This window comes from Legionella sp. 16cNR16C, assembly GCF_021297775.1.
In the GTDB taxonomy this organism is placed as follows: Bacteria; Pseudomonadota; Gammaproteobacteria; order Legionellales; family Legionellaceae; genus Legionella_C; species Legionella_C quinlivanii_A.
In genome coordinates this window covers 722,583-735,553 of sequence record NZ_JAJTMX010000001.1, presented here as the reverse complement: position 1 = coordinate 735,553, position 12,971 = coordinate 722,583, and the positions used below count along the sequence as shown (strand labels likewise).

Below are 12,971 nucleotides of genomic sequence, written 5' to 3'. Positions count from 1 at the left end.
GGAGAAAAATTGGTAGGGAGCTGATTATGAAAATCATGGAAGTGTATGTAAGAAAAGACTGGATTAATACCAACACATCACGAAGGCGTTACCGTCAATCAGATTTACAGGACTCCTTATCCATGCTGACTAAAAGCGCAAAGGCAGTACCCGCATTTTTACTGGCGGGTGCAGGAATGAGCAGAAATCTCCCCAATCAATCAATGTCTTTATCCAACTATGCTATGCATACACTAAAAGAAGTCCATAATGGCATTGGGAATGTCGGGAAAAATAAAGATTGTCGTTTCAATACCCTTGTCGAGGTATCCGGGCAAAATGAATTGAGAAAAGCAGTTGATTTGCATGGGGCTTTGCCTTATTCCAGGGTTTATATCGTAACAGATGACGATGTCACAGAAGATGAACTTGATAGAGGGGTGGTTTTTCATAGCAAAACAGAGGCAATTAAATTTAGTGAAATGTATAAGGATTTAGACGACTATAGGCAGTCCAGCTTCTATAAAGAGCCGGTTGGAATCTCGGTTACAATCAATAAAAAAGATATGGGTATTTTTTTAAAGGAAATGACTAACTTTATAGATAAAAGAAACAGAAGCTGGCGAGCTGATATGACGGTTATCCCGGAAATCAATGTAGACAGCTTCGATTTATCTTCGGATGGTGATAATTATATTATTGATTTTCCTGTGGATATTACTAAAAAAGAATTTAAAAAATATTTTAAAGGTACTTTTCAGGCCAGTACTCAATCAGAACCAGGGCTTTCATCACTGAATATGGCAGGGGGGAGAAGAGGAAAATGGGGCCGATTTTCAGAAGAAGAAAAGGAAAAAGAATCCTATGATTCAAAAGAAAGCTCTTCTGAGGAAGAATTAGTATTAAAAAGAAAGCATCCGAGAAGCGAGCCATCAGCCACTACAACTACCACGACTACTTCTGTTCAGGTTCCTGCCAGTGGATTGTTAGCAAAGTCAATGAGTAAAGGGGTATTCCAATCCGCAGGCGAAAAAATAGTGGGTCCTGAAACTAGTGATGAGGTTTCGGCTGAACTGCATAATAAAGGGGCAACGCCTTCTCAATGAGCGGATGAGACAGGCTCAGTGAAATAGAGAATAAGGATGGCAACCATAATCGGGATATTCTTTACAACGGAGCCAAAAGGCTCCAGCCAGTAATAAGGCAATTGAACGCTGATGATTAAGGTATAAATAACAATAATGAGCAGCTGAACCATACAATTGCTACGCGTCCTGAAATTGAATAACAGCCCTAGTCCAAGCAGAAAATTAATAAAGGAGGCACCAAACAACAGCAGGGATTGCAACGTGTCCGGAACTCCGGCCTGCTTTAAAATTAGATAGGATGTTTCCTGGGCAAAGAATGCGCTGGTCAAGGCACTGGCGAACCACATAAAAACCAGACTTAGACGAAGCAATGGTCTTAGCCATCCTAATCGTGCCTGCCAGCGATCTCCATCGGTACCTGGTTTTTTTTCAAGCCCCTCTTTAAAGGATTCGGGGTTGACGCCTGTAATCTGGTAAAAAGCTGAAGTCTCTTCGGCTGTCGCTATATTATTACTACTCAACATGCTGATAGCCGGGGAATTAATTTTTGATGAGGAACTGAAATTACCGAACCAGGCCATTGTCTTAATTAATACCATTGGAACTTGAACAAAAATCCTTTTTGGTAACTGAAGCCAGTGGCGTAAACTGCCCAGAATTGTTTTTAGTGATATTGCTGCAGGAGAAACTGCCGTTAAAACGTAAGATGGGCCGTGAGGTAAAGAAGCCATGTTTGAAATTGCGGTGCATAATGTATCGATATGAATAGGTTGTAGCAGCTGCTCGCCCTTTTCTGGCAGTGGGATAATCGGAAAAGAGGCCATTGTCATTAACAAGGCCATGCCTCCCTCTGAACCAGGCCCGTAAATAAATGAGGGTCTGAAAATCAGCGATTGAACAGGTAGTGTTAGTAAATAATTATCAAGCTCCAGTTTGCTTTTGGCATATTCTGAATCATAGTGTTCGACTGCCAGAGCTGAGAGCTGAATTATTTTTTTTACCCCGGCTTTTAAAGCTGCCTCGAAAATAACACGGGGAGAATTGAAATGAATTTGCCAGACTATGGATGGGTTTCGATGATAAAATATGCCGATACAGTTAATGACTACATCCACATTTTTCATGCGTAACATCCACTCTTCGAGGTTTTGCTGTTCTGTAAAGTCGCATTTTATCAGAGTGGCTGAGGGGAACAGTTCCTGACCTGTCTCAATCGTCCTGACGACTGCATGGATCTCATGCCCTTCATTTAAGAGTTTTCTCGTTAAATGAGTTCCAACAAACCCGGTTGCGCCAAGCACCATGATAATCATTACTTAACCTGCTTTTTCTGTTTTTTCTGAAAACCCAGGTAGCCTCCAAGGCTGCTGCACAAGGCGCCGTAAAAAAAGGTCAGAAAGCTTGCTTTGGGTTCAAGCGTAACCATACTGATATAGCCATGCGAGACTGAGAAACCATCATGTAATTCTAATGAGGTACGGACTATTCGTATGCTGATTGTCCTGAAATGAGCGTTTGAATATTGAATGCCGTTATTTAGAAGTATAATAAGCACTATTAGTACTATAGACCAGGCAAGGAAGCCAATGAGAAACCCAAAATACTGCTTCTGTACTCCTGAGGTGTAAAGTTGGCCGCTGATAAAGCCGGTGAAATACATGGCAACAGCATAGGAAAACGCCAAAAGAAAAAAAAGAGAGCTGGTATTGGAACTCTCCGGAGCTATCAGATAAACATTAATTAATATGGCAGCAAAGCCGAAAAGCGGTACCAAAAAGAGACCGCTGCTTGCGCCGATAATCAAAGGGATCCAGGAAAAATAGAATTTATTCATACTAGTGATTCAGCATTACTTATAGGCAAGTATATGCTGAATCAGAATTTTTGCGAATGGTATTCAGAAAACTCTATCTAGGTCGTTCAGGAGTCTGAAATATATCAAATTCCGCATCTGAGTCTGCCTGATACTCGGCATCATTAGCATAAACAGCAGTGGGCGAAGTACATTCTCTCTCAAAAAAACGCATACGATAAAACTCCGATCCTGATCGTGTCAGATTGACGGCAGGTTGTTCTTCCTCTTCTTTTTCCAGTTCTTCGTTCAGGTTCATAAGTACCAGATCGTCCTCTGCCTGAAAAAAATCATCCATTCCCTCAGGAGAAGGAGACTTTCTGACTTCTTCCTGTGCAAAAACAAAACCGGAAAGACGTAGCGCATTCTCTTGCTTAACCCGTAAACCAGTTGGACTTATAAGCGATGGCAGATTGCTGGTGCTGCCAGAATAGCTGGAACTCGCAGAGGTTAATCCCTCGTAATCCATATCTGGAAATTGAATTTTTAATCTCGTTTGAAAGTCCTTTATGTCCGGATTAAAATAGAAAACAATTTCTCCGACGGTGCAGGCCATTAGCTGTGTAAGAGGACTGAACATATTATAAAAAGAAGTGACGGAGCTTTCCACAAATGGGTCGGAATGTTCAAGCGCATTACGTAAAGAAATAAGATCTCCCAGTTTATCATGTAAGGTCTGATTGATCAGACTTAAATCACAAAGGCTGGATAATTTATTGATGCAAGAGATAATCTGACCAAGCAAATAGGCAATACTTTGTGAAAAACGGATATCATCCTTAATTCTGGTATGTAACAATTCCTGAAATTCACGAAGTGAATCATCATCGAGCTTTTCTTCTTCCAGCAAGGCAGTGAGCAGATCAAGACGATCGATCAATTTTTCCAGTATTTCGGAAAGATCATTGGAGTCAGTTGTCTCAGCTTTCCAGAATGTTTTTGCAACTTGAAGAATTCCTGGGTAATGCTTGGTCATCGCATCGGCCTGATTTTGTTTAATACGTTGATTATTAAGCGTATCTTCCTTTCTTTTTTTAGTTTCAAAATCGCTTTTATACACTCTGTAGATTTTATCGGCTTTCGTCAATAATTTCTTTACTTGTCTTTTATCTGCATTCTGTTTCTTATCTGTAGAGGATAGATTAGCAGTAATCTCGTCGAAAAGATTAAGGGGTGATTTTTTATTGGCGAAGAAAAAACTGACGTCATTGGCAAGACAGTCCTTGAGCATTTTATGATGAGCAGGGAGTACCAGTCCCAATAGGGTATCGCGCTCTGTTTCTTCCAAAAGCGGCTTGGTAAGAATGTGAGGGGATGTTTTTTTATCCAGAGAATAATGCTTTTTAATGGATTGCCAATACAGGTCCATGGCATCTTTCCAATCATCATATCCTGAGCTGGTATCCTCTACTTGCCAGTCCAACTCACTTTCGCGTGACACAACGAGTTCATAAACCGAGCCACTGAAAATCATTAATTCATTATGAAGCTGCTCAAGGAGTACTGGATCTTTTTCCAAATCTTTTATAACTGACAAATGCTCTCGTTCTTCAGGATGCGAAAGGGCGCTTCTGATTTTTCCAACCATATCGATGTCAATAATATCCAGTGTTTTTTGCTTATTTCCCCAATTTCTGGGCATAAAAAATTCACCGGTCATCTCCAGTACTCGCAAAAGCGATAAGCGATTTTTAATACTTTTAAAATCATCAAAACCCAGTATCTGGAAGCGGGTATGGGGAGCTAACTGATTGCTATCCTTGATAGCACACAACGTGAGTTGTTGTCTCTTGGTGGCTTTTTGAGTCGATTCCAAAAGTGATTGGGACCAGAAAGGATGTCCTTTTTCAGGTTCAGACTCTGGTTTTTTGTTATCGGCAGGTAAAAACTTGTCAATGGGGGTAATCGGTTCTGACTTATTAGCTAGCCATTCACATAATTTTTGCTTGTCAACTGATTCAATCGTATCAAGAGAGACGCCGGTTTCCTGGATAACTTCCAGGCTGTAAGTGGATTTAGCATAATTTCTCGGCAGTAGAGCGATGAGTTTAAGTAAAAGAAAACTATGCTTGCTAAATCTTAGCAGTGTTTCAAGGTTCTCAGGCTTCGCCATTGGGGTGAGGGGAGTGCCGGATGAAAGATGATTTTTAACCTGCTCAAAAAAGACAGACAAGACATCCAAATCCTTGGTAAGAATATCAGTAATGCTATGCTTAACCAGTGCACGAAATGTTAGCATTACAGAATGAAATTGAATCAACAGTTTCTGCTTTACAATGTCACCATCGAAATTAAAAGGTGCGATAGATAATCCATTTTCAAAACCGTCATTAATAAAGCAAAGATCAGTTGTTGCAAAAATGGCACTAAAAAAATCCAAAAGATACCAGGAGTGTTCTCCCCAGGGTAAATATTTTGTCAGAAGTCCGCGCTCATTACGTGGAAAGCGATAAATCGTCTCAAAGAGCATACGTAATATATCGACTGAATCCTCAAGGTAATAATCGTTCGCTGCATTTTTAAATGAACGATCGCACATGCGTTGCATAAGAATTGAAATCCCATTTCTATAACCCGAAAAATAAGGAAGTGTTATGTTACCCATGAATGAGAAGCGCTTTTGAGCCCCCGCTGCATTCTGCTGCAAGAATTCTTCCTTAATAAAGGGAAACGTATCGTTGGCTTTCAGCATGTGTTGTTTAAGAAACTGAATCAGACGCAGGACCCAGTCAACATGTGCTGAAAAGCTCTCTTTCATTTTGAGAGGATGCTGTGCAAATATTTCTTTCTTTTCCGCAAGATAGCTCTCCTTACATAGCACAGTTGAAGGTATTGTCTGATCAATTGTCTCTTTGGGTGAAAAAATGCCCTTGATCTTTAAATGTGCTTCAGCAACAGTCTCCTCCAGTAATTGCAGGATTTTTTGATAGGTATCAGGGCTTAAGACAGTGGTTTGGCTCAATTGTTCCAGGGATTGGATGGAATCAGCAAATCGTCCGATGTTGCGCATCACGATGGCTTTTTTAATTTCAAGGCTTATTGACTCTTCCTTGATCTTCGTTGCCGAAGTGGCTATTTTCGGAAAGGTTTTCAGCACTTTGGGATTGCTCAATATTGTGTCGCATAGCTGAGCCGCTTTGCTATATTGCATATCATTTTTCTGATTTTTTGCTTGTGTTAATAGTGTCTTATAGTGCCGGCGAAGTTCTTGTTTGCTTTTCACAATTTGTACCTGTTACAACAAAAGTCCAAAGTATACATTCTGTGAATAAATTAATCAATATGGTTTTTTTGCTGTCCATAAAGACCTTAAGTGCTCTCCGTAATTGGACATTGCCTAATTAATTTGCCTATTTTTCTTCAATACTGTATAAAGTGCGCCTTTTACTATGATTGGAGGTACGACATGTTTAAATTTAATTCTAAATCAATGCAGTGCGAAGAACTAAACTCTAAGTTCAATAGAACAAATTGCAGAGATGATGCCAAGGCCTATGTTGAATACAATGCAGGAAGCAGATTGTTTCGCATGGTCGTTGAGGATGTGGAATTCTTTTCTTACGAGAAAAAACAGGATCATGGATTTACAGCCAAATTGGAAAATAAAGCAGTTCAAATTGAAATGAGTGTTTCAGAAGATTCTGTAAAAGCAGAAAGTCAGTTTAAGGGGCTTAAGAATTTTATCGCCCGATTAGGCACTGACTCGCACAATAATAAATTTTATTTATCCCGCGCAGATTTTTTTCAGAGACAATGTGACGCTTTTGAAAAATTACTTTTTAATCGCTCGCAGCTAAAGGCTAACCGAGATGCTCAAAGCAGCCATGCTCAGGATCCAGGAAGTTATTCTTGCTGAGCCTGTGACACCTCAGGGTCAAAAGAAGCAGCTATGTATTAGCTAATGATTCCATGCCAGGGAGCTTGCTCATTAGCTAATTCATAGATAATATGGACTTATATTTTGAGCTTGGATAACAGGCTTACTTAGCTATAGGGATATTGTTGCTTCCATGTTCAAATATTGCTGTATATTTTTCTGCCTTATACTTTGTTCATGCATGGTGGGTCCAGACTATAAAGAGCCGCCAAAGCCTGTAGCTGGCCATTGGATACAGAACAGCCCCGTGGTAAAAGCTACTCCTGCCCAAACAGCAAACTGGTGGAATATCTTCAAGGATCCTGTTTTAACGGAGTTAATTCAGCGAGGCTATCAAAATAATCTCTCCGTACAAATTGCCGGCGTAAGGGTTTTGCAGGCAAGAGCACAATTGGCGCAATCTGTTGGCGAATTATATCCCCAACAGCAGGCCATGATTGGTGATTATACCTATTACCGTATTGGCGGCAGCCAACTGCAGACCGTGCTTCCCTCGAGTTTTGAAACCGCTTCGCTCGGTTTTACTGCCAGCTGGGAACTTGATTTCTGGGGAAAATACCGAAGAGCAATTCAATCCAATGATGCAATTTTTCTGGCCTCACTGGCGGCCTACGACAATGCCTTAGTCACCTTAACTGCCGATATTGCGGACACCTATGTCAATATTCGTACTCTTGAAAGACAGGTTGCAGTTACAAAAGCAAACATTCAATTGCAAGTGACCAGTTTGAAAATTGCAAAAGCACGATATCGGGGCGGTCAAACCAGTTTGCTTGATGTGGAGCAGGCAGAAACCCAGCTCACTGAAACACAGGCCAGTTTGCCCAAACTACTCAGTGAATTACAGCATCAGAAAGACATCCTCGGATTACTTTTAGGCACTGTGCCTACCCAGGTGAATCCGCTGATTAGTAAAAGCCGCGGTATTCCCCGGGCACCATCTCAGGTATCTGTCGGGATCCCTCGAGAGGTAATTGTAAGGCGGCCCGATATTTATCAGTCCCGCATGGAGGCTATTGCCCAGTCCGAAGCAATTGGCGCAATTAAAGCGAATTTGTTTCCGGCACTTACATTAACCGGAAATTTTGTATTTTCATCGAATAGTATCGGCAGTAATTCCATAAGTGATCTGTTCAACTGGTCTAATCGCAGTATTACAGCAGGTCCTTCGCTGACCTGGCCTTTATTAAATTATGGTCAGATTACCAACGCGGTGCGTGTGCAGGATGCGGCTTTTCAACAAGCGCTTCTTAAGTATATTAATCTGGTCTTACAGGCACAGCAGGAAGTACAGGATAATATCAGCCGTTATATCGAAAGCCGAAAATCAGTTTATTTTTTACAACAATCTGATCAGTCAGCAAGAACTTCTACCAGGTTAGCCCTGGTTCGCTACAAAGAAGGCGAAGCGATTTATACAACCGTTTTAGATGCTGAGCGTCAACAGCTAAGAGTTGAAACCTCGCTTACTAATGCGCAGGGCGAAGTTGCGAAATCATTAATTGCACTCTATCGCTCTTTAGGCGGGGGCTGGCAAATCAGAGGCTGTAATGACATCCTGCCCAATTATATCAAGCAACAAATGGACGAAAGAACCGATTGGGGTAATTTGCTGAAACAGCAAAATCACCAAAGGCCAAATACGCAAATGGATGTTTTAAAACAACTTTATCTTCCAAATTGGTGATAACGATGAATTCTGAGAAGAGACAAAAGCTAAAAATAGCAGCCCTTATAATCGCTGTTCTGCTAATTGTATATTTATATAGCCATTTTAAGTCTAAAACAAACACTCCGGTACTGCCGACTCCGGTCGTTTATGTTGAGCATCCAAAGCCCAGGAAAATGGGAGATTATGTTTCCCAGACAGGTAATACGGTTGCCTTTAACTCTGTCAATCTGGTGGCACGGGTTGAAGGCTATCTCGATGCGATTAAATTCGTGGATGGCTCGTTTGTGAAAAAGGGAACTGATTTGTTTATTATTGAGCCCCAGCCTTATCTGGACAAGGTGGACGAAGCCAAAGCGAGCCTGGCTGCACAGAAAGCCGCCTATGCGTTTGCGGTAGCTGAGTATGAGCGTCAGCAGCAGATGTATAAAGAAAATGCTACTTCATTAAAAAATGTGGAAAAGTGGGGTGCCAGACGTGATGAAACCAAGGCGGAAGTTGCCAAAGCTGAAGCTAATCTCAATTCAGCAGAAATTAATTATAGTTACACTCATGTAACCGCGCCTTTTGATGGGCGAATTGGGCGTCATCTGGTTGACGTAGGGAATCTGGTGGGGCATGGCGAGGCCACTCAACTCGCCACAATCGAGCAAATTGATCCAATTTATGTCTATATCAATTTGAACGAACTTGATTTAATCAAATTAAGAGAGGCCGGAAAAAGCAAAGGAGTTAATGCGAATAATCTTAATACGGTTCCGGTTTTTGTGCGTATGCAAAATGAAACAGGATTTCCACATGAGGGGAAACTGGATTTCGTCAACACGGGTTTAAATGCCTCGACCGGAACAATGCAGTTCAGAGCACTGCTTCCGAATAAAAACTATCCTCTGGTTCCCGGCTTATTTGTACAAGTCAGAATTCCTGTTAAGAAACCATCCATACAACTCACAGTACCAGATACAGCCATACAATATGACCAAATCGGCGCATACCTTCTTATTGTTGATAAAGAAAATCTGGTGCAAATGGCAAGAATTCAAATAGGCAGTATTGAAGAAGGGCAGCGAGCCATCCTTAAGGGAATAAGCCCTCAGGATAATATTATTGTTACCGGTACACAATTCGCAACTCCCGGAACTAAAGTGGACCCCAGAACACAAAGTTCTGCTGATAGTTCATTTGTGGAAAGCATCCATTAATCGCATGTAATCTCAAATCAAGAAGTGAGAAAAAAACAGAAATGATTTCTAAATTTTTCATTGAGCGTCCAGTACTGGCAAATGTTATTGCGCTTTTAATTGTTTTCATTGGGCTGGTTGCGATTGTTGTTTTACCAGTGGCTCAATATCCGGCGATTGTTCCGCCGACAATTCAGGTCACCACAACTTATCCTGGAGCCGATGCCAAGACATTGATTAACACCGTTGCTTTGCCGATCGAACAGCAGGTGAACGGCGTTGAAAATATGCTTTATATGCAATCTACAAGCACCAATAGCGGAAACTATAATCTGATTGTTACCTTCGCTATTGGAACAGATTTAAATTTTGCCCAGGTTCTGGTGCAAAATCGCGTACAGGCAGCAATGGCTCAATTGCCTATGGATGTTCAAAAGCAGGGCGTACTTGTTCAGCAGAAATCGACCGCCATTCTACAGTTTATTACGCTCACCTCTGAAAATAATGAATATGACGGCCTGTTTCTTGACAGTTATGCCACCATTAATATGCAAAATGAACTGGCTCGCCTGCCAGGCGTGGGTAATGTCATTATTTTCGGATCGGGAAGCTATGCGATGCGCGTCTGGCTGGATCCCCAGAAAATGATGGCCTATTCTTTAAATCCCAGTGACGTTTTAAACGCGATCAGTTATCAAAATAAGGATGTCTCGGCAGGGCAGGTCGCAGCGCCCCCCGTTGTTGGGAAAGAATCCTATCAGTTCACAGTGAATGTGCCTGGGCAACTCACTGATCCTGAAGAGTTTGCCAATATTATTATCAAAACTGTGGATACTAGTCCCGATGAAGATGCCAACGCCAGCAGTTCGGCCCAGGTGGTAAGGATTCGTGATGTCGGCAGGGTCGAATTGGGTTCATCAACATACAGCCAGTTAGCTAAACTCAACGGAAAACCGGCTGCTGCTATTGGCATATTCCAATTACCAGGTGCCAATGCGCTCGATGTCGCCAAAGAAGTGCGTGCCACTGTAGCGAAAATGGCGAAGAAATTCCCGCCGGGGTTACAATACTCTATTCCTTTCGATACAACGGTGTTCGTCGAAGCCTCTATCGAAGAAGTGTACAAAACGCTTTTTGAAGCGGGTATTCTGGTATTGATAGTGATTGTGGTGTTCCTGCAGAATTTTCGCGCTTCCCTGGTTCCAGCAACGACTGTACCAGTAACGATAATTGGCACTTTTTTCGGGATGATGTTACTTGGTTATACTATCAATCTCCTGACTTTGTTTGCGATTGTTTTGGCTATCGGTATCGTAGTGGACGATGCAATTGTTATTGTGGAGGGCGTGTCACAGCATATTGAAAGAGGCCTGAGTCCCAAAGAGGCTTCCATTATTGCTATGAAGGAATTATTTGGCCCCATCATTGGTATTACATTAGTGCTGATGGCCGTTTTCGTTCCTGCGGGATTTATGCCTGGATTAACAGGGGCCATGTATGCACAGTTCGCTTTGGTTATTGCAGTAACCGCATTAATCAGTGCCATCAATGCTATGACTTTAAAGCCCACCCAGTGTGCTTTATGGCTAAGACCGATAGATCCTAACAAAAAGAAAAATGTCTTTTTCAGAGCCTTTGACCGCGTTTACAACCCCATCGAGGAGCGTTATTGCCGTTTTATTGACCGGCTGGTCCATCATAGTAAAACCGTTTGCATGGTGGGCGCATTATTAGTGGCGGCTGCCATTTTTGGTTTAACACGAATACCTACCGGTTTTATTCCAATTGAAGATCAAGGGTATCTGGTGCTGAGTGTTTTGCTGCCGGATGGTGCGAGCCTGGGGCGAACGGATGAGGTATTAAATCGCTTAAGCAGTGAAATTTCCAAAATTGGGGGCATCGACAATGTGATTGGTATTGACGGTATTTCTCTCCTCGATAACAACGCCAATCTGGCCAACGCCGGCGTTTTGTACGTGATGTTTAAGGATTGGAGCCTCAGAGGAAAAGATGAGGATTTACTGGCTTTATATACCAAATTAAATGACATTGCCAAAAAAACCAAAGACGCAAAACTCCTGGTAGTCGTTCCGCCGCCTATTCAGGGTCTTGGTTTGTCTGGAGGCTTTCAAATGCAGGTGGAGTTACAGGACGGCAGCTTTGATTACCAGAAACTTCAAAGTGTGACCGATCATCTCATTGATAATGGCAACCATGATCCGGTATTACAAAACCTCATGACCTCCTTCAGGGCAAATGTTCCACAGGTAGCTGCCCCCATTAATCGAACCAAAGCAGAATCTTTAGGGGTTACAGTAGGCGATGCGTTTGGAACCCTGCAAACTTATCTGGGATCAAGTTACGTTAATTTATTCACTAAATTTGGACAAGTGTTCCCAGTTTATGTGCAGGCTGATGCGGGCTCAAGAGGGCAGATCGATGATTTACGAAATTATTATGTCAGAAATAAACAAGGGGATATGGTTCCTTTGGGTACCCTGACAGATATTGACCGGGCTGTTGGACCAGGCTTAATTTCACTTTACAATTTATATCCTTCAAGCAGCATTAATGGCATGGCCTCGCGGGGATTCAGCTCGGGGCAGGGTATTCAGGCAATGGAGGAAATGGCTAAAAACTTATTGCCGGCCGGGCTTTCCTATGAATGGACGAGTACTGCTTATCAGGAAAAAATCGCTGGTAATCTAAGCTATATTATTTTTGCCATGTCGCTGGTGCTGGTTTATTTAATTCTGGCCGGACAGTATGAAAACTGGCTGACGCCATCCGCCATTATTTTCAGCGTTCCATTGACGCTGATTGGAACAGTCATCGCATTAACCACTCTCGGACTGGCCAATAATATGTATACTCAAATTGGCTTGTTATTATTGATTGCGCTTGCTGCCAAAAATGCCATTCTGATTGTTGAGGTAGCGCATGAGCAGCGGCATATACACGGAAAATCCATTCTTGAATCGGCAGTTATCGGTGCAAGAACCCGATTCCGGCCTATTCTTATGACCTCATTCGCTTTCATCATGGGCGTCATGCCCTTGGTATTCGCCAGTGGTGCAGGGGCCAATGCCAGACGTTCTATCGGTATTGCCGTCAGCAGCGGTATGCTGGCCTCTACTTGCCTTGCAGTGGTCTTTGTTCCCGTCTTTTATGTGCTGCTACAGACCTGGCAGGAGAAGCGGTGGGCGAAGAAGCAGGAGAAGGCCAGGATTAAGGCGGAGTTGCCTTCACATTGATCGAATCAGATAGAAATACAGTGTAGGTAGACGCGCTTCGCCTGGGCTGCATTGGCTGAGGAGAAAGCCAA

At 42.3% G+C, this 12,971-nt stretch carries 8 protein-coding genes; 5 read left to right on the top strand and 3 right to left on the bottom strand.

Annotated elements, in window-relative coordinates:
• The first annotated feature begins 26 nt into the window (after window positions 1-26).
• On the top strand, window positions 27-1,085 hold the full coding sequence (locus LXA66_RS03345; RefSeq protein WP_233011908.1) for a hypothetical protein: 1,059 nt from the start codon (window positions 27-29) through the stop codon (window positions 1,083-1,085).
• On the opposite strand, the gene LXA66_RS03340 is transcribed toward LXA66_RS03345, so the two are convergent.
• From LXA66_RS03340 to LXA66_RS03330, 3 genes are all read right to left on the bottom strand, one after another.
• Window positions 1,079-2,380, bottom strand: a complete 1,302-nt coding sequence (locus LXA66_RS03340) for an SDR family oxidoreductase (RefSeq protein WP_233011907.1) — start codon at window positions 2,378-2,380, stop codon at window positions 1,079-1,081. The genes LXA66_RS03345 and LXA66_RS03340 overlap by 7 nt on opposite strands.
• Window positions 2,380-2,901, bottom strand: coding sequence for a hypothetical protein (locus tag LXA66_RS03335; protein WP_233011906.1), 522 nt, complete (start codon window positions 2,899-2,901; stop codon window positions 2,380-2,382). Before LXA66_RS03335 ends, LXA66_RS03340 begins: the two co-directional genes overlap by 1 nt.
• A 73-nt stretch (window positions 2,902-2,974) precedes the next feature.
• Window positions 2,975-6,142, bottom strand: coding sequence for a hypothetical protein (locus LXA66_RS03330; RefSeq protein WP_233011905.1), 3,168 nt, complete (start codon window positions 6,140-6,142; stop codon window positions 2,975-2,977).
• 183 nt (window positions 6,143-6,325) lie between these two features.
• On the opposite strand from LXA66_RS03330, the gene LXA66_RS03325 reads away from it, so the two are divergent.
• The 4 genes from LXA66_RS03325 to LXA66_RS03310 all read left to right on the top strand — a co-directional run bounded on the left by LXA66_RS03325 (window position 6,326) and on the right by LXA66_RS03310 (window position 12,900).
• Entirely contained in the window at window positions 6,326-6,775 is a 450-nt protein-coding gene (locus tag LXA66_RS03325) for a hypothetical protein (RefSeq protein ID WP_233011904.1), read from the top strand.
• 154 nt (window positions 6,776-6,929) lie between these two features.
• Window positions 6,930-8,483 (top strand): efflux transporter outer membrane subunit, encoded by a 1,554-nt coding sequence (locus LXA66_RS03320; protein ID WP_233011903.1) that lies wholly within the window; start codon window positions 6,930-6,932, stop codon window positions 8,481-8,483.
• 5 nt (window positions 8,484-8,488) lie between these two features.
• Entirely contained in the window at window positions 8,489-9,667 is a 1,179-nt protein-coding gene (locus tag LXA66_RS03315) for an efflux RND transporter periplasmic adaptor subunit (protein WP_233011902.1), read from the top strand.
• Window positions 9,668-9,708: 41 nt separating this feature from the next.
• Window positions 9,709-12,900, top strand: coding sequence for an efflux RND transporter permease subunit (locus LXA66_RS03310; RefSeq protein WP_233011901.1), 3,192 nt, complete (start codon window positions 9,709-9,711; stop codon window positions 12,898-12,900).
• The last annotated feature ends 71 nt before the right edge of the window (window positions 12,901-12,971 follow it).